We start from the raw sequence: 19,191 nt of genomic DNA on the forward strand, positions 1-19,191 counted from the left end.
GCCCCTCCAATTCCCAGACAGCCGTGGCGCAAGCGGCGGTTCAGGGGTGCCCTCCCCGTGCCTGCGGCCTCCAGGCATCCTGCCATGGCCCTTCCGCGCCGTCCGGCGCGCACCGTCCGCCCCCGCCCGGGGCCGCAACCGGCCCGCCTCATGGCCGCACCTCCTCCTCCGCCGCCAGTGCCACCGCCGCGCACGGGCAGTCCGGGTGCGGCCGGACCCCGGTGCGCTCCCAGTGCAGCGCCGGCAGCGCGGCCTCCCAGCGGGAGGCGGTCGAGGCCGGCAGCTCCCCGTCGACGAACGACAGCGCATGCGCGGCCGCCAGCCCGGCCACCGCCGCGGACAGCCCCAGATCGCAGGCCGCTGCCGCCCGTCTACGGTGCGCCGAGCGCCACTGCACCAGCATCCGCGGCCAGGCCGGGTCCTGCTCGACCCGTTCCCGCTCCATGCAGCCCGCGCAGGCCGTGGCCCCCGGCAGCACCAGCGGCCCGACGATCCCGGTGCCCTCCAGCACCCCCGCGTACAAGTGCGGGACGCCGGAGGCGATCCAGTCGGCCGCCACGGCCGGGTCCGGCGCCCAGGCGGCGAGACCGTCCCGCGGCGCCACCACCACCAGGGCCGGCCCGGTCTCCGGACCCTCCCGCTCGGCCGCCCGCGGTGCCCGCCCCGGAGCCGAAGCGCGCACCAGCCCCGCGGCGGCTTCGGACCGCAGCCGACCGACGCTCTCGGGCCCGAGCCCGCCCGGCGCCACGTCTGCCGGATCCACCCGCCCTCCGTCGAGCACCTCCACCCGGCCCACGCCGGCCCCCGCCAGGACTGCGGCGATCTGTGCGCCCACCCGGCCGCTGCCGCGCACCTGGATCCGTATCGCCCGCCGCGCCGCCACCCCCCGCAGGTCCCCGCCGGGTTCGCGGCGCACCAGCGAGAGCGAGCCCAGATCGGGTCCCAGCCGCTCCAGTGTCTCCGGCCGTCTGCGCACCGCCTGGGCCCGGGGACCTCCCGCCGTGGCGTCGTCGAGCAGCCCGGCCGCGGCCAGCCGGCGCACCAGCCCGTCCACCTGCCCGTCGGGCAGACCCATCGCCGCGCCCTCCGTGCGGAGCAGGTCCATGCCGCGGGTCCCGTCGATCCGGTCGATCAGCGCCCCCGTCGCCGTGTCCACCGGGCCGAGCACCACCGCATGCGCCGGCGTCACCCCGAACTGGACCGTCTGCAGATCGCGCCACGCCCTGGCCAGCGCGGGCTTCACCTTCGGATACACGGCCTTCCCCCTCCTCGTCGGCGCACCGCCTGCGCGGACCGCCCTCGGTTTCCCGCCCTCGGATGTCCCGTCCCCGCCACAGTGCCCGCCCGCCGCATCCGGCGCGCGAGTTTGTCCACAGGCACGACCTATTGGGCATATGAGATGGAGAAGGGGGGTGCATGCGGCACCCGCTGCGAATGGATCAGGTCCGAACACCGGAGCCGGGCTCCCCCGGCCGCGCCGAGCGGGTACGGTCTTGGGCGTGTCCGCCGACCCCACGCAGCGCGCCGTCGAAGTCCGCCGGAGCGCGCGCCGCCGCAGGACCGTGTCCGCCTACCGCGAGGGCGACCGCACGGTCGTCCTCATCCCTGCCCGCATGTCCGAGGCCGAGGAGCGGCGCTGGGTGGGCGTCATGCTCGACCGGCTCGCCGCCCGGGAGACCAAGCGCACCCTCGGGGACGCGGAACTCGCCGAGCGCGCCGACCGTTTGTCCGAGCAGTACCTCGGCGCCCGCGCCCGCCCCCGCTCGGTCCGCTGGGTCACCAACCAGAACACCCGCTGGGGCTCGTGCACCCCGGCCGAGGGCAGCATCCGGCTCTCGCACCGCCTCCAGGGGATGCCCGAGTACGTTGTCGACTACGTGCTGCTGCACGAGCTGGCCCACCTCCTGGTCCCCGGCCACGGCCCGCGCTTCTGGGCGCTGCTGGAGGCCTACCCGCGCACGGAGCGGGCCCGCGGCTACCTGGAGGGCGTGGCCGCGGCCGAGCGCCTGCCCAAGGTCCCCGAGCCCCGCGGCGACGGCGACTGACCCGGCGGGCGTCCGCCGTCCGCGCCTGGTCCGCCCGGGACCGGCGCCGTGTACCGGGTCGGTACCGAGATGTACCGGGTCGGTACCGACTTGGCCGGATGTCGTGGGATGCGGCTAGCCTGAGCGGCACGCATTTCACTGTCGGGATGGGGGACGGTCTTACGCATGGCCAGGGAATTCCAACGCGGTCACAAGGCCAAGATCAGCGATCTGACGGCGGGCACGGACCTGTACGTGGGCGTGCAGATCGCCGGGCCGGGACTCGCCTTCGACATCAGCTGCTTCGGGCTCGACGCCCATGAGCGGCTCTCGGACGACCGCTACTTCGTCTTCTACAACCAGCCGAAGTCGCCGGAGGAGTCCGTCCAGCAGCTCGGCGCGCAGGCCGGTGACACCGAGTCCTTCCGGGTGACGCTGGACCGCGTCCCGGCCCACATCCACAAGCTGTCCTTCACCGCCACCCTCGACGGCGACGGCCAGATGTCGCAGATCGGCCCCGGCTACATCCGGATCGTGGCCGGCGGCGAGGAGGTCGTCCGGTACTCCTTCACCGGCGCGGAGTTCAGCACCGAGCGCGCGCTGATGCTCGGCGACTTCTACCTCAAGGACGTGTGGCGCTTCGCCGCGGTCGGCCAGGGCTTCGACGGCGGGCTCGCCGCCCTGCTGAAGCACTTCGGCGGCGAGGTGGCCGAGGAGGAGGAGCAGCCCGCGCAGCAGGCCCCGGCCCAGCCCGCGCAGCAGGCCCCGGCGCCCGCGCCGTCCTTCGCCCCGCCGCAGGCGGCCGCGCCCGCGCCGTCCTTCGGCGCCCCGGTCCAGGCCCCGCAGCCGCCCCAGGCCCCCCAGGCCCCGGCCCCCCAGGCCCCGGCCCCGCAGTACCAGCAGCCGGCCCCGCCCGCCCCGGTCCACTCGGCCCCCACCATGGTCGCGCCGCTCGCCCCGCCGGCCCCCCAGGCCCCCCAGCCCCCGGCAACCCCGTACGGCCAGCCGCCCCACCCGCCGCAGCAGCCCGGCCCCCCGTCCTACGGACAGGTCCCGCAGCCCTCTTACGGCCAGGTCCCCGGCCAGCAGCCGCAGCCCGGCTACGGGCAGACGCCCGCCCCCTACGGCCAGCCGCAGCCCTCCTACGGGCAGGTTCCCGGCCAGCAGCCGTCCCCGTACGGCCAGGTGTCCGGCCAGACCGCCCCGCACGCCGTGCCCGCGGCGGCCGGACCCGGCCTCGGCGCCGCCCTGCAGCCGTACAAGGAGGTGCCCACCGGCGCCCGCTGGACCGCGCAGAACCAGCAGCTCATGCGGGTCGACCTGGCCATGGGCGGCCAGCCCGTCCTCGCCCGCCAGGGCAGCATGGTCCTGTACCAGGGCAAGGTCGACTTCAGCTACAAGGGTGCCGGCTTCGCCGGTCGCATCGTCGGCAACGCCACCGGCCAGGAGATGCAGCTGATGCGCTGCAGCGGCCGCGGCCAGGTCTTCCTCGCCGAGAACGGCGCGCACCTGCACGCCGTCGAGCTCCAGGGCGACGCCCTGTGCGTCTCCTCCGAGAACGTCCTCGCCTTCGACGAGTCCCTCCAGTACGAGGTGCGCCGCATCGAGGGCCACGGAATCCCCGGCGGGGCCCTGTTCACCATGCAGTTCCACGGCACCGGCACGGTGGTGGTCAAGACGCACGGCACACCCGTCGTCCTGCCCGTCACGCCGACCACCTTCGCGGACGCCAACGCCATCGTCGCGTGGTCCGCGGCCTCCCAGGTGATCGTTTCCAGCCAGGTCCGGCTGCGCCGCAACGCCTACCCCGGCCACAGCGGGGAGAGCGTGAACCTCCAGTTCCGCGGCGCCCCCGGCAACTTCATCGTCGTCCAGCCGTACGAGGTCTGAGGGAGCCCGTCATGAACGCAATGAACCAGCAGCTCGCGGGCTACGCCCCCACCCCCGTCACGGCCCGCATGGAGAACCACGGCCGCGCCATGCTCAAGGTCGCCATGCAGAGCGGCCAGGACCTCTTCGCCCGCACCGGATCGATGGTGGCCTACGAGGGGTTCATCCAGTACGAGCCCAACCCGCCGGCCATGCGCCAGATGGCCTCCCAGTGGCTCACCGGCGAGGGCGCCCCGCTGATGAAGTGCACCGGCGACGGACTGCTCTACCTCGCCGACTACGGCGCGGACGTCGTCGTGCTCAACCTCAACAACGACGCCCTCTCCGTCAACGGCACCAACCTGCTCGCCTTCGACGCCCACCTCCAGTGGGGCGTCGAGCGGGTCAAGGGCATGGCCAAGTTCGCCGGACAGGGCCTGTTCAACGTGCAGATCGCCGGCACCGGCTGGGTCGCCATCACTTCCCGCGGCACCCCGATCGTCGTCGACTGCGGCCGCGGCGACGACGAGACGTACGTCGACCCGGACGCGCTCGTCGCCTGGTCCCCGAACCTCAAGGTGAAGGGCAAGCGCAGCTTCAAGGCCTCGTCGATGATCGGCCGGGGCAGCGGGGAGGCCTACCAGATGGCCTTCTCCGGCCAGGGCATCGTCGTCGTACAGCCCAGCGAGGACAGCACCGACCGGCTCCGGACGCGGGGCTGAGGGGGAGCGGACAGAACATGCAGAGCTCACTTTTCGGCTACGCCGAGCAGCAGTCCCAGGAGCGGTACGCCGTCCAGAACCCGCAGCTGCTGCGGGTCACCCTGGCCGGGTCCGACGACGTGCTCGCCCGCAAGGGCGCCATGGTCGCCTACCAGGGCATCGTCGACTTCGACGGCGAGTACCAGAACAGCAACCAGCGCGGCGCCCGCAGCCGCACCGGCGAGGGCCTCGACCTGATGCGCTGCTCCGGGCAGGGCACGGTCTACCTGGCCAACCTGGCCCAGTACGTGCACGTCGTGGACGTCGACCACGAGGGCCTCACCGTCGACAGCAGCTACGTCCTGGCCATGGACTCCAGCCTGCACGCCGAGGTCATCGCCGTGGACAGCCAGTACGGGATCTCCGGATCCGGCAAGTACCAGCTCAACATCACCGGCCGCGGCAAGGTCGCCCTCATGACCTCCGGCCAGCCGCTGATGATGCAGGTCACGCCCGACAAGTACGTCAACGTGGACGCCGACGCCATCGTCGCCTGGTCCACCTCGCTGCGCGTGCAGATGCAGGCCCAGACCCACTCCACCGGCGTCTGGCGCCGCCGCGGCAACACCGGCGAGGGCTGGGAACTCAGCTTCCTCGGCACCGGCTTCGCCCTGGTGCAGCCGAGCGAGGTGCTGCCGCCGCAGAACGCCCAGATCGGCCAGGGCCTCGCCGCCCAGTTCGGCGTGGGCCAGCACGGCGCCCACGCCCAGAACCAGAACAACGTCTGGAACTGACCCGGGATCGAACGGGACCGACGGGACCGAGCGGGACGGAAAGGGGCGGCTCCTCGCGCACCGCGCGGGGAGCCGCCCCTCGTGTCATGTCGCCCGTACGGGTGTCACAGGCGCGCCCGCACCGCCTCCACCAGTCGTACGACCGAGGTGTCGGCCACCGCCGGCACCTCCTCGTAAGCGAACCAGCGCAGGTCCAGCGACTCCTCGCTGATCTCCGCCACCGCATCCGCCGGGGCCAGCGCCGCGTACTGCACGTCCAGGTGCCAGTTGCACGGCGCCGGGATCGGATGCCGGTCGAGCCGCAGCGGCCCGCCGGGCAGCAGCGCCAGCCCGGAGCCGATGCCGGACTCCTCGACGGCCTCGCGCAGCGCGGCCCCCGCCAGCGTGACGTCGCCCGGCTCGCAGTGACCGCCCATCTGGAGCCACATGCCGAGCTTCTTGTGCAGCGTCAGCAGCACGCGGCCCCGCTCCGGGTCGACCACCAGCGCGCTGCCCGTGACGTGCCCCGCCCGGCAGGGCTTGTAGACCCCGTCCGGGTGCGCCGCGAGGTGTTCCAGGTAGACGTCCCGCAGCGCGCGCTGCTCTTCGTCCCGGCCCTCGTACTCCTTCAGGACGAGGACCGCGTCTTCGTGGAGGCTCACTGCTTCCCCTCGCCCTCGCCGTCGCCCTGACCGCCCTGGCCGCCCTGCTCGCGGCGCTCCGCCGCCTCGCCGAGCATCTTGTCGATCTCGGAGAAGTCCAGCTGCTCGCGGTGCACGAAGCCGTCCGGGTCGTCGAGGTCCGAGGCCGTCGGCAGCATGTCCGGGTGCGCCCACAGCCCGTCCCGGCCCTCCATACCGCGCGCGTCGGTCAGCGAGGCCCACAGCCGGGAGGCGTCCCGCAGCCGGCGCGGGCGCAGCTCCAGCCCGATCAGGGTCGCGAAGGTCTGCTCCGCCGGGCCGCCCGAGGCACGGCGCCGCCGCATGGTCTCGCGCATGGCGTCCGCCGAGGTCAGCCGGGGCTTGGCCGCCGCGTGCACGACCGCGTCCACCCAGCCCTCGACCAGTGCGAGCGCCGTCTCCAGGCGGGCCAGGGCCGCCTTCTGCTCGGGCGTGTCCTGCGGCTGGAACATGCCGCCCTGGAGCGCCTCCTGGAGCTGCTCCGGATTGCTCGGGTCGATCTGGCCGACCACGTCCTCCAGCTTCGAGGTGTCGACCTTGATGCCGCGGGCGTAGCCCTCGACCGCGCCGAACAGGTGCGAGCGCAGCCACGGCACGTGCGCGAAGAGCCGGGCGTGGGCCGCCTCGCGCAGGGCCAGGTACAGCCGGACCTCCTCCGAGGGGACCCCGAGGTCCTTGCCGAGGCCCTCGATGTTCAGCGGCAGCAGCGCCGCCTTGCCCGCCGGGCCCAGCGGCAGGCCGATGTCGGTGGAGCCGACGACCTCGCCGGCCAGGACGCCCACGGCCTGCCCGATCTGCTGGCCGAACATGGCCCCGCCCATGGAGCGCATCATGCCGAGCAGCGGGCCCGCCATGGCCTGCATCTCCTCGGGCAGGACGCTGCCCATGGCCGCGCCGACGCGCTCGGCGACCGGGTCGACGAGGTCCTTCCACACCGGGAGGGTCGCCTCGACCCACTCGGCGCGGCTCCAGGCGACGGCCGTGGTGGCACCCGAGGGCAGCGAGGTGACGTCGTCCAGCCAGTGGTCGGCCAGCCGCATGGCCTCCTCCACCGCGGACTTCTCGGCGATGCCCACGCTGGTGTCCTTCACGCCGTCCGGCGTGCCCTGGGAGACGGTCCGGCGGGCGACGTCCTTGGCCATGTCCCAGTTCACGGGACCGCCCTCGTAGCTGAGCATCTGGCCGAGCTGCTGGAAGGCCGCGCCGAGGTCGCCGGGGTTCATCGAGCCGAACATCGCGGCGAACGGGTTGTCCGCGCCGCCCTGGTCGCCTGCGCCGCCGGGCAGGCCGAATCCGGCGAACCCGAACGGATTCGGGCCGCCCTGGCCGCCCTGGCCGCCCTTCTTCCTGCCCTCGTCGCCGTTCTCCGGCTCCTCCGGCGGAAGGCCGAATCCGAATGGGGTGTCGCTCACGGGTTTCCTCGGCTCGTAGGGCCGCCGGCGGGTGCCGGCGGGCAAGTGGTCCCACAACACCAACCAGCGTAGACACCGGACCCGGTTCCGGGCTCGATGCTCCGCCGACTCGTGGGCTGCGGCAGGATGGACATCACCTGGTGGGTACGCGTCACGGACACGTCCCTACTGAAGACAACCGCTGGAGACGCCTGGTGAGTTCCCCGGATCCGCAGTTTTCGGATAAGCACGGCCGCGCGCCGCACGACGACGAGGACCGCCCTGAGCACGCTGAGGGCGTTCGCCAGCCGCGTAACCAGGCCGCCGTGCGCCGGCCCAGCCCCGTGATCGCCGTCACCGGTGCCGCGTCCGGTGTCGGCGCGGCGCTCGTGCAGCGCCTGGCCGCATCGGACGAGGTCAAGCAGGTCGTCGCGATCGACGAGCGGCGCGGCGACTGCGCCGCCGCCCAGTGGCACGTCCTGGACGTACGGGACCCCGCCATCGCGGAGAAGCTGCGCGGCGCGGACGTGGTGGTCCACCTCGCGCTGGACCTCGACCTCGAGACCGACCCCGCAGCCCGTACGGCGTACAACGTGCGGGGGACCCAGACCGTCCTGACGGCCGCCGCCGCGGCCGGGGTGCGCCGGGTCGTGCTGTGCACCTCGGCGATGGTGTACGGGGCCCTGCCGGACAACGACATCCCGCTGTCCGAGGACTCCGAGCTGCGGGCCACCGCCGAGGCCACCGGCGTCGGCGACCTGCTGGAGATCGAGCGGCTGGGCCGCCGGGCGCCGCGCGCCCACCCGGGACTGAACGTGACCGTGGTCCGCCCGGCCGTGCTGGTCGGCGGCACGGACACGGCGCTGACCCGCTACTTCGAGTCCCCGCGCCTGCTCGTGGTCGCCGGATCCCGTCCCACCTGGCAGTTCTGCCACGTCGAGGACCTGGTCAGCGCACTGGAGTACGCCGCCCTGGAGAAGGTCGAGGGCGAGCTGGCGGTGGGCTGCGAGGGCTGGCTGGAGCAGGAGGAGGTCGAGGAGCTGAGCGGCATCCGCCGCATGGAGCTGCCCTCCGCGGTGGCCTTGGGCGCGGCGGCCCGGCTGCACCGGATCGGCCTGACCCCGTCCCCGGCGGGCGACCTCGCGTACACCATGTACCCGTGGGTGGTCAGCGTCAGCGGCCTGCACGCGGCGGGCTGGCGGCCGCGCTGGACCAACGAGGAGGTGCTGGCCGAGCTGCTCCAGGAGGTCTCGGGCCGGCACACGGTCGCGGGCCGCAGGCTGGGCCGCAAGGACGCCACCGCCGCGGGCGCCGCGGGTGCGACGGTCGCGCTGCTGGGCGCCGCCGCGGTGGTCCGCCGGGCCCGCAGGCGGCGCGGCATCTGAGGGGGGCCGCGGAACCACCGCGGCCGCGGATCCTGTAGGAGGCTCCATATCCCCGCCCCGTACAGCCGGTCGAACCGGCTCTACCGCGAGGGGAGAACGGTGGTGCACGATGGCTGCATGGCAGCGCACTTCGACCACCCCGGCGAGCAGGCCGCACCGGACCCGATCCGGCTGCTCGCGATCCGCGAGACGCCGCTCTCGCTCGACGAGGTCTTCAGGGCCGTCGGCGACGACGCGACGGGAGGCACGACGCTCTTCGTCGGCACGGTGCGCAACCACGACGGCGGCGCCGACGTCGACACGCTCGGCTACTCCTGCCACCCGACGGCCGAGGCGGAGATGCGCCGCATAGCCGAGCGCGTGGTGGAGAAGTACCCGGTACGGGCCCTGGCGGCCGTGCACCGCATCGGCGACCTGGCCGTCGGCGACGTGGCGGTGGTCGTGGCGGTGTCCTGCCCGCACCGCGGCGAGGCCTTCGAGGCCTGCCGGATGCTGATCGACGACCTGAAGCACGAGGTGCCGATCTGGAAGCACCAGAAGTTCTCGGACGGCACCGAGGAGTGGGTCGGCGCCTGCTGACCCCCGGCCGCGGCGCTGTCGGTGCGGGGGAGTACTGTCCCACCCGTTCGGCCGCGCAACACGCCCTCGATTTGCGTAACCCCCCCATGGGCAGGAGCGTTGAAGCCACAACGACACGCACCTTTCTACGGGGCTGGGAGGCACGTCCATGGCGTCACTGGCGTGGTTGCTGATTCCGCTGTTCGCCGCGATCGGGGCGGCGATATGGGGCGGCTGGGCCGCCCGCGACCGCACCCAGGGCGACATATCCGAGCTCGCGGGATACGCGCGATTCCGCGAGGCCATGGACAAAGCCGAACCGAGCAGGGTGAAAGCGGCGGCACACTCCGGTTCCGACCCGGTCTGACGCTTCCCGGCGTCCCGCGGAACCTCCCCGCAGCGGGCCGTACGGCCCCCGCGGACCGGCCCCGGCGGCCGTCCGCCAGGCCCGTCCCGTACTGTCGATCCCATGCCACGCCGCACCGCGACGATGCTCGCCGCCACCCTCATGCTGTTCGGGCTGCTCTGCGCGGGGGTCTTCATCAAGGTCCCGTACTCGGAGATGAGCCCGGGTCCGACCTGGAACACGCTCGGCGAAAACCGCGGCGAGTCCGTCATCAGCATCGGCGAGCACACCACGTACCCGACCACCGGGCACCTGAACATGACGACCGTCCGCGTCACGGGCGCGGACTACGACATGAACCTGCTCGAAGCGGTCTACGGCTGGCTGTCCGGCGACAACATCGTCGTCCCGCACGAGACGCTCTACCCCGACGGGAAGACCGAGGAGCAGTCGACGCAGGAGAACGCCGAGGAGTTCAGCCAGTCCCAGGAGAGCGCCAAGGTGGCGGCCCTGAAGCAGCTGGGCATCGACATCCCCACCCGCGTCGTGGTCGCGTCCGTGGTCAAGGGCAGCCCCTCCGAGGGCAAGCTGCACGCCGGTGACGTGGTCCAGACGGTCGACGGCAGCCCCGTCGGCGCCCCCGGGGACGTCGCGAAACTCGTCACCAAGCACAAGGCCGGCGAGCCGGTCGAGTTCACGATCGTGCCCGCCGCCGAGGCGGCCGAGGCCCAGAAGGCGCACCGCGAGCCGGCCGCCGGGACCAAGGTGACGATCACCTCGGCGAAGGCGGAGGGCGACGGGCACGCCGTCGTCGGCATCCGGGCCGGCACCGCCCACACCTTCCCGTTCCCCATCGACATCCGGCTCGCCGACGTCGGCGGCCCGAGCGCGGGCCTGATGTTCTCGCTCGGCATCGTCGACAAGCTCACCCCGGGCGACCTGACCGGCGGGAAGTTCGTCGCGGGCACCGGCACCATCGACGACACCGGCAAGGTCGGCCCCATCGGCGGCATCCAGATGAAGACCATCGGCGCCCGCAAGGCCGGTGCCGAGTACTTCCTGACCCCCGCCGAGAACTGCGCCTCGGCCGTGAAGAACATCCCGGACGGCCTGACCCTGATCAAGGTCGGCACCATCGGCGACGCCCGCCAGGCGCTGGAGAAGATCGGCAAGGGGGACACGGCCGGGCTGCCGCTGTGCGGCAAGCCCTGACCGTCCGCCCCGCCCCGGGTGGTGCGCCGCCGGGTCCTACTCGAAGGTCGCGGCGAGCGCGTCGGCGAGCCCCGGCACCAGGCTCGCGCCGGTGAGGACCTCGCTGGAGGAGTCCTTCTCGCGCAGGCGTACCGCCGACTCGCGCGACCCGTCGCGCAGCACGGCCACCGTCAGGCGCACCTCCTGGCGCTCGGGGTGCCCGGCGACCCACTTCGCGAGCTGCTTCTCGCTGAGCCCCTCGGGTACGGAGGCCTCCGCGGACGGCGGCAGCATCAGCCGCTCCACGGTCAGGGCACAGCCGACGACCGCGTCGGGCCAGGCGACGGTGCCCAGGAACTTGTCGAGGGCGGTTCCGGCGGGCAGCTCGTCCTGCTCGATCGGTGTCAGGGAGGACCGGCCGGCGTCGTCGGTGTCGACGCCGAGCTGCCGGGCGAGGCGGGGCTCCTGCCGGCGCAGTCGGGCCGTGTCGACCAGGGCGAACAGCCGGGCCGGCCGGTCCCAGCCGAGGCTGGCGGCGTACTCGTCGATCTCGAGGCAGGCGCGGGTCAGCGGGCTGGCCGCCATGGGGGTGCCGGGGGAAGGCGAAACGTTGGACATGGACAACATCCTGCCTCGTTTCCACCCGGCTACGGGAACTGGGCAAAGCCTCAGTAAGTTTCAAGAGTGGGCCCTACGATCGGGGCCCAGCTCGTGAAACGTAACCAGACTCAGCTTTCGAGGTGCGCACCTTGGCTTTCCAGATGCCGGACCGCGGCTCAGGCCCCTCGGGGCCACGGATGAGAGTCGGCCGCCCCTCCCGGCGATCCCGCACTCTCCTGATGACCTTGGGCGTGCTGGCCGTCCTGGGCATGGCGTTCGTCATGTTCGCGGGCTTCTGGACGGACTGGCTCTGGTTCCGCTCCGTGAAGTACTCCACCGTCTTCACCACCACCCTGTGGACCCGGGTCGGCCTGTTCGCCGTCTTCGGCCTGCTCATGGCGGCTGCGGTCGGGCTGAACATCTGGCTGGCCCACCGGCTCCGGCCGCCGCTCAGCGCGATGTCGATGGAGCAGCAGAGCCTCGACCGCTACCGGATGAGCATCGCGCCGTACAAGAAGTGGCTGCTGCTGGGCATCGCCGCGCTCGTCGGCATGATCGCGGGCGCCTCGGCGGCCGGCCAGTGGAAGACCTGGCTGATGTACGTGAACGGGGTGCCCTTCGGCCGGAAGGACCCCCAGTTCAAGCTGGACGTGTCCTTCTACACGTTCGACCTGCCCTGGTACCGCTTCCTGCTCGGCTTCGGCTTCGCCGCCGTCATCCTGTCGGTGATCGCCGCCGTCGTCGTCCACTACCTGTACGGCGGCCTGCGCGTGACCAGCCCGGGCGCCCGGGCCACTGCCGCGGCGACCGGGCACCTGTCCGTGCTGCTGGGCCTCTTCGTCACGCTGAAGGCCGTCGCGTACTGGCTCGACCGGTACGGCCTGGCCGTGAAGTCCAGCGACTTCAAGGCCGCCGACAACTGGACGGGCCTGCGGTACGTCGACGCGAACGCGTACCTGCCGGCCAAGACGATCCTCGTCGCCATCGCGGCGATCTGCGCCGCGCTCTTCTTCGCGACGCTGTGGCGGCGCACCTGGCAGCTGCCGGTGATCGGCTTCGGCCTGATGGTGCTCTCGGCGATCCTGATCGGCGGGCTGTACCCGGCGATCGTGCAGAAGTTCCAGGTCCAGCCCAATGAGCAGGCCAAGGAAGCGCCGTACGTCGAGAAGAACATCAAGGCCACCCGGGACGCCTACGGGATCGACGGGTCCGACGTGAAGGACTACCCGGGCGTCCCGCAGACCGACGACAAGGCCAAGTTGCGTCAGGCAGCCGGCACCACCGCCAGCATCCGCATCCTCGACCCGAACATCGTCTCCCCGGCCTTCCAGCAGCTCCAGCAGGTCAAGGGCTACTACGCCTTCCCGTCCACGCTGGCCGTGGACCGGTACAGCGCCCAGGACACCGTCATCGGCCTGCGCGAGCTGAACATCAGCGGCATCCCGAAGAACAACTGGATCAACGACCACTTCAAGTACACGCACGGCTACGGCGTGGTCGCGGCCAAGGGCACCAGCGTCGACAGCCAGGGCGCCCCCGACTTCACCCAGTCCGACCTCCCCTCCAAGGGGATGTTCGGCACGGACTTCGAGCAGCGCATCTACTACGGCGAGCGGACGACGCAGTACTCGATCGTCGGCGGGCCGCAGAAGGAGCTCGACTACTCGGACGACAAGGGCGAGAAGGAGACCAGCTACCAGGGCGACTCCGGCGTCAGCCTCGACAACCCGGTGAACCGCGCCGCTTACGCGCTGGCCTTCAGCGAGCCGCAGATCCTCTACTCGGGTGCCATCGGCGAGGGCTCGCGGATCCTCTACAACCGCACGCCCAAGGAGCGCGTCGAGGCCGTCGCCCCGTGGCTGACGATCGACGGCGCCCCGTACCCGGCTGTCATCGACGGCCGCGTCAAGTGGATCGTCGACGCGTACACGACCACCAACGGCTACCCGTACGCCTCGCGCACCACGCTGGGCCAGAGCACCGCGGACTCGCTGACCAACAGCCAGCGCGCGGTGGTCGCCCAGGAGAACCAGGTCAACTACATCCGCAACTCGGTGAAGGCCACCGTCGACGCCTATGACGGCACGGTCAGCCTCTACCAGTGGGACTCCGAGGACCCGGTCCTGAAGACCTGGATGAAGGCGTTCCCCGGCACGGTCAAGGCCAAGAGCGAGATCTCCAAGCCGCTCATGGACCACCTGCGCTACCCGCAGGACCTGTTCAAGGTCCAGCGCGAGCTGCTGACCCGCTACCACGTCACCGACCCGCAGACCTTCCTCAGCGGCAGCGAGGCCTGGGCCGTCCCGGACGACCCGACGACCAAGGCCGGCACGGCGGTTCCGCCGTACTACCTGTCGATGAAGATGCCGGGCCAGACGGAGAAGGACCAGGTCTTCTCGCTCACGACGACGTTCACGCCGAACGAGCGGGACAACCTCAGCGCCTTCATGGCGGTCAACGCCGACCCGGGCACCCCGGACTACGGCAAGATCCGCATCCTGAAGCTGCCGACCAGCAAGCCGGTCGACGGCCCGAAGCAGGTGCAGAGCAAGTTCCAGTCGGAGCCGAAGATCGCCGAGTCGATCCGGCTGCTGCGCGGCGGCGACTCCGAGGTCGAGTACGGCAACCTGCTCGCGGTGCCGCTCGAGGGCGGGATGCTGTACGTGGAGCCGGTGTACGTGCGCAGTGCCGGCCTGAAGTACCCGCTGCTGCGCAAGGTGCTGGTGACCTACGGCGGCCAGACCGCCTTCGAGGACACCCTGGACAAGGCGCTGAACGTGGTCTTCGGGGCCGAGGCGCCGACGACGCCCGTGAACCCGCCGCCGGGCGAGGGGACCGTCACGCCGCCGACCGCCCAGGACCCGACGGTCAAGGCGGCCCTGGCGGACGCGCAGAAGGCCGTCGAGGAAGCCGACAAGGCGATGAAGGCCGGCGACTGGGCGGCCTACGGCAAGGCGCAGAGCGATCTGCAGGCGGCGCTGAAGCGGGCGATCGACGCGGAGGCGAAGCAGTCGGCCCCGAAGCCCGCGGGCTGAAACCGGTAATGGCTCGGTCCCGCGTCGTGATACTGTGGTCTCACCGACGCGGGGTGGAGCAGCTCGGTAGCTCGCTGGGCTCATAACCCAGAGGTCGCAGGTTCAAATCCTGTCCCCGCTACTGAAAACGAAGGCCCGGATCCTTGGATCCGGGCCTTCGTCATGTCCGGAATGGACACGTGGGGGGCATGAGGTAGCTGGGGCGGGTGAGTTGGGGTGGGAGCGTGTTTGACTTGTCTCTCTGTGGGCATGTCGACAAAACGCTGAAGTGACCTCACAGGCTGCGACATACCAGGTGTACGCGGGTAGCAGGTGATGCGACGATGGGATATATGGGGGACAGGTCAACTCTGCTGGAGACAGGGCGGTTTGTGAGGGCGGCCGGAGCAGGGTCGGATGCAGCAGTCGAAGAGGAGGCTCAGGCCGTTAACGCGCAGACCCCACTGACCGATGCGGGTTTCGCGGAGGAAATGTTCGCCGAGGCCGACGCGGCCAGCGACACCGAGCTGGAGGCGCGGCACCGGGTCGCGGCCGACCGCGGCGACCCCGGAGCGATGAGCGTCCTCGGGGCCCTGCTGCTGCGCCGCGGCGACCTGGACGGGGCCGAGCCGTACCTGCGCGGCGCCACCGCGGAGGGGGACCGCGCCGCCGCCAACAACCTGGGCGTACTGCTGCTCCAGCGGGGCTACCCCGACGAGGCCGCCGACTGGTGGCGGGTCGCCGCCGTCGCCGGATCCGCCCCCGCGGCCCACGCCCTGGGCCGCCACTTCCGCGAGCGCGGGGACGAGCCCGCCGCCGAGTACTGGTTCCGGCAGGCGGCGGAATCCGGCCACGCGCTGGGCGCGTACGCCCTGGCCGACCTCCTGGAGCACCGCGGCGACAAGGGCATCGAGCGCTGGCTGCGGCAGGCCGCCGAGCAGGGCCACCGCGAGGCCGCCTACCGCCTGGCCCGCCACCTGCGCAAGGGCGACCCCGCCGAGGCCGAGCAGTGGTACCGGCAGGCCGCCGCCCGCAGCCACCGGCGCGCCGCCCTGCACCTGGGCACGCTGCTGGAGGCCCGCGGCGAGCTCAAGGAGGCCGGGCGCTGGTACCTGACCTCCGCCAAGCAGGGCGAGGCGCGGGCCGCCTGCGCCCTCGGCTTCCTGCTGCGCGACGCCGGGGACGAGGAGAGCGCGATCGCCTGGTGGAACCGGGCCGCGCAGGACGGCGACGGCAACGCCGCGAACGCGCTCGGCGCCCTGCACGCCGCGCGCGGGGAGACCGGGACCGCGGAGAAGTGGTACCGGGTCGCCATGGACGCCGGCGACCAGAACGGCGCGTACAACCTCGCCCTGCTCTGCGCCGCGCAGGACCGGACCGCGCAGGCCGAGCAGTTCTACCGGCGGGCGGCCTACGCCGGCCACCGCGAGGCGGCCAACGCCCTCGCCATCATGCTGCTCCAGGTCGGCGACGCGGCCGGGGCCGAGCCGTGGTTCTCCAAGGCGGCCGAGGCGGGCAGCGTGGACGCCGCGTTCAACCTCGGCATCCTCTTCGCCAGCCGCGACGACGACCGCACGGCGCTGAAGTGGTACGAGCGGGCGGCCTCGGCCGGCCACACCGACGCCGCCCTCCAGGTCGGCATCGCCCTGGTGCGCGACGGCGAGGAGCGGGCCGCCGAGCGGCACCTGCGCTGCGCGGCCGGCGGCGGCAGCGCGGAGGCGGCGTTCCGGCTGGCCGCGCTGCTGGAGTCGCTGGCCCCGCCGCCGGAGCCGCCGGCCCTGGGTGAGCCCCTCGGCGGCACCGCGCGCACCGAGAGCGAGGAGTGGTACGAGCGGGCCGCCGAGCTGGGCCACCGCCGCGCGCAGGTGCGCGTCGGGATGCTCGCCGCCGCCCGCGGCGACATGACCGTGGCGGCGAGCTGGTACCGGGAGGCGGCGGAGGCCGGCTCCCGCAACGGCGCGTTCAACCTCGGGCTGCTGCTCGCGCGCGAGGGCAACGAGCCGGAGGCCGCCCTGTGGTGGACCCGCGCGGCCGTGGCCGGGCACGGCCGCGCCGCGCTGCGGCTGGGGCTGCTCGCCGCCCGGCACGGGGACCTGGCCGAGGGGCAGAAGTGGTGCGTGCGCGCGATCGAGCTGGGGCCCGCCGAGGTCGCGGAGCGGGCCGCCCGGCTGCGCGACGCGCTCGCCGAGGAACTGTCCGTGTGACCCGGCCCGTGCCCCGTCCGTTAAGCGATTTGCATCTGCCGGGCGGCCTCGCGTAAAGTCGTGTTTACCGACGCGGGGTGGAGCAGCTCGGTAGCTCGCTGGGCTCATAACCCAGAGGTCGCAGGTTCAAATCCTGTCCCCGCTACTGAAACCGAAGGCCCGGATCCTCAAGGATCCGGGCCTTCGGCGTTTCCGGACGCCGGATCCGAGACGCGAGACACGAAGGAGGGCCCGGGAGCATCGCTCCCGGGCCCTCCCGTAGTCCTCTGACGCCGTCCGATGTCGTCGCCCTCAGGCGCCCGCGCACTCCGGGCACACCCCGCGGTAGGTCACCTCGACCGCCGACACCACAAAGCCGAACCGCTCCGCGTCCGGCAGGTCGGCCAGCGGGTTGCCCGCCGGATGTACGTCCCGGATCGCCCCGCACTGCGCGCACACCAGGTGCTGGTGCGGTTTGTGGGCGTTCGGGTCATAGCGCTTTGCGCGCCGGTCCGTGGAAACCTCCAGGACCTCGCCGAGGGTCACGAGCTCACCGAGCGTGTTGTAGACCGTCGCCCGGGAGATCTCGGGCAGCTTGTCCACCGCGCGCGCGTGCACCTCGTCCGCCGTGAGGTGGACGTGGTCGCCGTCGAGCACCTCGGCCACGACGCGCCGCTGTGCGGTCATGCGCCATCCGCGGTCGCGAAGTCGTTCCAGCAGGTCACTCATGGACACCAGCCTAACAGCGGGGGACCGGGTGCAATTCCCGAGCCCGTACGGACTTGGATGCTTACTTGACTTAGACAAAGTCCATCGTAGGATCGAGTACGGCAAAGGCCAAGGACAGGCAACGGGCCGGGACAGGCACGGCAGCAATGACGCAGGAGGCGCACGTGACGCAGGGACCGCTCACCACGGAGGCCGGGGCTCCGGTCGCGGACAACCAGAACAGCGAGACGGCGGGCGTCGGCGGTCCGGTCCTGGTCCAGGACCAGCTGCTGCTGGAGAAGCTCGCCCACTTCAACCGCGAGCGCATACCGGAGCGCGTGGTGCACGCCCGCGGCGCCGGCGCCTACGGCACCTTCACCGTCACCGCCGACGTGACGGACTACACCCGTGCCGCGTTCCTTTCCGAGGTCGGCAAGCAGACCGAGGTCTTCCTGCGCTTCTCGACCGTGGCCGGCAACCTCGGCGCCGCCGACGCCGTGCGCGACCCCCGCGGCTGGGCGCTGAAGTTCTACACGGAAGAGGGCAACTACGACCTCGTCGGCAACAACACCCCGGTGTTCTTCATCAAGGACGCCATCAAGTTCCCCGACTTCATCCACACCCAGAAGCGCGACCCGTACACCGGCTCGACCGAGGCGGACAACGTCTGGGACTTCTGGAGCCTGTCCCCCGAGTCCACCCACCAGGTGACCTGGCTGTTCGGCGACCGCGGCATCCCGGCCTCGTACCGCCACATGAACGGCTACGGCTCGCACACCTTCCAGTGGAACAACGAGGCCGGCGAGGTCTTCTGGGTCAAGTACCACTTCAAGACCGACCAGGGGATCGAGAACCTCACCCAGGCCGAGGCCAACAAGCTGGCCGGTGAGGACCCGGACTCCCACCAGCGCGACCTGCGCGAGGCCATCGAGCGCGGCGAGTTCCCGACCTGGACCGTCCAGGTCCAGATCATGCCGGCGGCGGACGCGGCCACCTACCGCTTCAACCCGTTCGACCTCACCAAGGTGTGGCCGCACGAGGACTACCCGCCGGTCGAGATCGGCAAGCTGGAGCTCAACCGCAACCCGGAGAACGTCTTCGCCGAGGTCGAGCAGAGCATCTTCAGCCCGGCCCACTTCGTGCCCGGCATCGGCCCCTCCCCGGACAAGATGCTCCAGGGCCGCCTCTTCGCCTACGGCGACGCCCACCGCTACCGCGTCGGCATCAACGCCGACCACCTGCCGGTGAACCGCCCGCACGCCACCGAGGCGCGCACCAACTCCCGTGACGGCTTCCTCTACGACGGCCGCCACAAGGGCGCGAAGAACTACGAGCCCAACTCCTTCGGCGGCCCGCACCAGATCGACCGGCCGCTGTGGCAGCCGATCCCGGTCGCCGGGGTCACCGGGGACCACGCCGCCCCGGCCCACTCCGAGGACGACGACTTCGTCCAGGCCGGCAACCTCTACCGTCTGATGTCCGAGGATGAGAAGGGCCGTCTCGTCGAGAACCTGGCCGGCTTCATCGCCAAGGTCTCCCGTGACGACATCGCCGAGCGTGCGATCGACAACTTCCGTCGGGCGGACGGCGACTTCGGCAAGCGGCTGGAGGTCGCGGTCCAGGCCCTGCGCGGCTGAACCGACCGTTTGCCGTAGGGAGGCGGGGGGGGGGGGGGGGGGGGGGGGGGGGGGGGGGGGGGGGGGGGGGGGGGGGGGGGGGGGGGGGGGGGGGGGGGAGAAGGAGAGGGAGGGGGAGGGGGGGGGAAGCG

16 protein-coding genes and 2 tRNA genes are annotated in these 19,191 nt (G+C 72.2%); 13 read left to right on the top strand and 5 right to left on the bottom strand.

Annotated features, from left to right (window positions below; all coding sequences use genetic code 11):
* Nucleotides 1-148: 148 nt before the first annotated feature.
* Nucleotides 149-1,255 (bottom strand): ThiF family adenylyltransferase, encoded by a 1,107-nt coding sequence (locus tag ACZ4VL_RS32815; protein ID WP_468207366.1) that lies wholly within the window; start codon nt 1,253-1,255, stop codon nt 149-151.
* A 139-nt stretch (nt 1,256-1,394) separates the two neighbouring features.
* Between ACZ4VL_RS32815 and ACZ4VL_RS32820 the strand changes: the two genes are divergently transcribed.
* The 4 genes from ACZ4VL_RS32820 to ACZ4VL_RS32835 all read left to right on the top strand — a co-directional run bounded on the left by ACZ4VL_RS32820 (nt 1,395) and on the right by ACZ4VL_RS32835 (nt 5,388).
* Nucleotides 1,395-2,045, top strand: a complete 651-nt coding sequence (locus ACZ4VL_RS32820; protein ID WP_468207369.1) for a M48 metallopeptidase family protein — start codon at nt 1,395-1,397, stop codon at nt 2,043-2,045.
* 165 nt (nt 2,046-2,210) lie between these two features.
* Nucleotides 2,211-3,914, top strand: coding sequence for a TerD family protein (locus ACZ4VL_RS32825; protein ID WP_468207372.1), 1,704 nt, complete (start codon nt 2,211-2,213; stop codon nt 3,912-3,914).
* Between the two features lie 20 nt (nt 3,915-3,934).
* The gene (locus ACZ4VL_RS32830) at nt 3,935-4,615 is read left to right on the top strand and encodes an AIM24 family protein (RefSeq protein WP_385849122.1); all 681 of its coding nucleotides are present in this window, start codon (nt 3,935-3,937) and stop codon (nt 4,613-4,615) included.
* Nucleotides 4,616-4,632: 17 nt separating this feature from the next.
* Complete coding sequence (locus ACZ4VL_RS32835; protein ID WP_361089135.1) at nt 4,633-5,388, top strand: AIM24 family protein; 756 nt, start codon at nt 4,633-4,635, stop codon at nt 5,386-5,388.
* 104 nt (nt 5,389-5,492) lie between these two features.
* Here ACZ4VL_RS32835 and ACZ4VL_RS32840 read toward each other — a convergent pair whose 3' ends face one another.
* The gene (locus ACZ4VL_RS32840) at nt 5,493-6,029 is read right to left on the bottom strand and encodes an NUDIX hydrolase (protein WP_468207375.1); all 537 of its coding nucleotides are present in this window, start codon (nt 6,027-6,029) and stop codon (nt 5,493-5,495) included.
* Nucleotides 6,026-7,459 carry a zinc-dependent metalloprotease gene (locus ACZ4VL_RS32845; protein ID WP_468207377.1) on the bottom strand — a complete coding sequence of 478 codons (1,434 nt, stop codon included), beginning with the start codon at nt 7,457-7,459 and terminating at the stop codon, nt 6,026-6,028. Before ACZ4VL_RS32845 ends, ACZ4VL_RS32840 begins: the two co-directional genes overlap by 4 nt.
* A 194-nt stretch (nt 7,460-7,653) precedes the next feature.
* On the opposite strand from ACZ4VL_RS32845, the gene ACZ4VL_RS32850 reads away from it, so the two are divergent.
* From ACZ4VL_RS32850 to ACZ4VL_RS32865, 4 genes are all read left to right on the top strand, one after another.
* Complete coding sequence (locus ACZ4VL_RS32850) at nt 7,654-8,823, top strand: SDR family oxidoreductase (protein WP_468207380.1); 1,170 nt, start codon at nt 7,654-7,656, stop codon at nt 8,821-8,823.
* 117 nt (nt 8,824-8,940) lie between these two features.
* Nucleotides 8,941-9,402 carry a molybdenum cofactor biosynthesis protein MoaE gene (locus ACZ4VL_RS32855; protein WP_468207382.1) on the top strand — a complete coding sequence of 154 codons (462 nt, stop codon included), beginning with the start codon at nt 8,941-8,943 and terminating at the stop codon, nt 9,400-9,402.
* Between the two features lie 148 nt (nt 9,403-9,550).
* Nucleotides 9,551-9,748 carry a hypothetical protein gene (locus ACZ4VL_RS32860; RefSeq protein ID WP_468207384.1) on the top strand — a complete coding sequence of 66 codons (198 nt, stop codon included), beginning with the start codon at nt 9,551-9,553 and terminating at the stop codon, nt 9,746-9,748.
* Nucleotides 9,749-9,850: 102 nt separating this feature from the next.
* A complete protein-coding gene (locus tag ACZ4VL_RS32865; protein ID WP_468207387.1) occupies nt 9,851-10,939 on the top strand; it encodes a YlbL family protein in 1,089 nt (362 codons plus the stop codon).
* 36 nt (nt 10,940-10,975) lie between these two features.
* On the opposite strand, the gene ACZ4VL_RS32870 is transcribed toward ACZ4VL_RS32865, so the two are convergent.
* On the bottom strand, nt 10,976-11,545 hold the full coding sequence (locus tag ACZ4VL_RS32870; protein WP_468207389.1) for a PPA1309 family protein: 570 nt from the start codon (nt 11,543-11,545) through the stop codon (nt 10,976-10,978).
* A 134-nt stretch (nt 11,546-11,679) separates the two neighbouring features.
* Between ACZ4VL_RS32870 and ACZ4VL_RS32875 the strand changes: the two genes are divergently transcribed.
* The 4 genes from ACZ4VL_RS32875 to ACZ4VL_RS32890 all read left to right on the top strand — a co-directional run bounded on the left by ACZ4VL_RS32875 (nt 11,680) and on the right by ACZ4VL_RS32890 (nt 16,881).
* Nucleotides 11,680-14,553 (top strand): UPF0182 family membrane protein, encoded by a 2,874-nt coding sequence (locus ACZ4VL_RS32875; RefSeq protein WP_468207398.1) that lies wholly within the window; start codon nt 11,680-11,682, stop codon nt 14,551-14,553.
* Between the two features lie 47 nt (nt 14,554-14,600).
* Nucleotides 14,601-14,674 (top strand) — tRNA-Met (locus ACZ4VL_RS32880).
* Nucleotides 14,675-14,876: 202 nt separating this feature from the next.
* A complete protein-coding gene (locus ACZ4VL_RS32885) occupies nt 14,877-16,736 on the top strand; it encodes a tetratricopeptide repeat protein (protein WP_468207392.1) in 1,860 nt (619 codons plus the stop codon).
* Between the two features lie 71 nt (nt 16,737-16,807).
* Nucleotides 16,808-16,881: transfer RNA gene (locus ACZ4VL_RS32890), tRNA-Met, on the top strand.
* A 146-nt stretch (nt 16,882-17,027) separates the two neighbouring features.
* Here the strand turns inward: ACZ4VL_RS32890 and ACZ4VL_RS32895 are convergent.
* Nucleotides 17,028-17,444, bottom strand: a complete 417-nt coding sequence (locus tag ACZ4VL_RS32895) for a Fur family transcriptional regulator (protein ID WP_438311721.1) — start codon at nt 17,442-17,444, stop codon at nt 17,028-17,030.
* 164 nt (nt 17,445-17,608) lie between these two features.
* Here ACZ4VL_RS32895 and ACZ4VL_RS32900 point away from each other — a divergent pair, with 164 nt between their 5' ends.
* Nucleotides 17,609-19,060, top strand: coding sequence for a catalase (locus ACZ4VL_RS32900; RefSeq protein ID WP_468207395.1), 1,452 nt, complete (start codon nt 17,609-17,611; stop codon nt 19,058-19,060).
* Nucleotides 19,061-19,191: the final 131 nt, after the last annotated feature.

Source organism: Streptomyces sp. NPDC029014, from assembly GCF_055564695.1.

Coding starts and splice junctions, on each gene's coding strand:
- ACZ4VL_RS32875 (WP_468207398.1), top strand. CDS start 11,680: ATGCCGGACCGCGGCTCAGGCCCCTCGGGGCCACGGATGAGAGTCGGC.
- ACZ4VL_RS32870 (WP_468207389.1), bottom strand. CDS start 11,545: ATGTTGTCCATGTCCAACGTTTCGCCTTCCCCCGGCACCCCCATGGCG.
- ACZ4VL_RS32855 (WP_468207382.1), top strand. CDS start 8,941: ATGGCAGCGCACTTCGACCACCCCGGCGAGCAGGCCGCACCGGACCCG.
- ACZ4VL_RS32825 (WP_468207372.1), top strand. CDS start 2,211: ATGGCCAGGGAATTCCAACGCGGTCACAAGGCCAAGATCAGCGATCTG.
- ACZ4VL_RS32885 (WP_468207392.1), top strand. CDS start 14,877: ATGGGATATATGGGGGACAGGTCAACTCTGCTGGAGACAGGGCGGTTT.
- ACZ4VL_RS32820 (WP_468207369.1), top strand. CDS start 1,395: ATGAGATGGAGAAGGGGGGTGCATGCGGCACCCGCTGCGAATGGATCA.
- ACZ4VL_RS32860 (WP_468207384.1), top strand. CDS start 9,551: ATGGCGTCACTGGCGTGGTTGCTGATTCCGCTGTTCGCCGCGATCGGG.
- ACZ4VL_RS32895 (WP_438311721.1), bottom strand. CDS start 17,444: ATGAGTGACCTGCTGGAACGACTTCGCGACCGCGGATGGCGCATGACC.
- ACZ4VL_RS32865 (WP_468207387.1), top strand. CDS start 9,851: ATGCCACGCCGCACCGCGACGATGCTCGCCGCCACCCTCATGCTGTTC.
- ACZ4VL_RS32835 (WP_361089135.1), top strand. CDS start 4,633: ATGCAGAGCTCACTTTTCGGCTACGCCGAGCAGCAGTCCCAGGAGCGG.
- ACZ4VL_RS32830 (WP_385849122.1), top strand. CDS start 3,935: ATGAACCAGCAGCTCGCGGGCTACGCCCCCACCCCCGTCACGGCCCGC.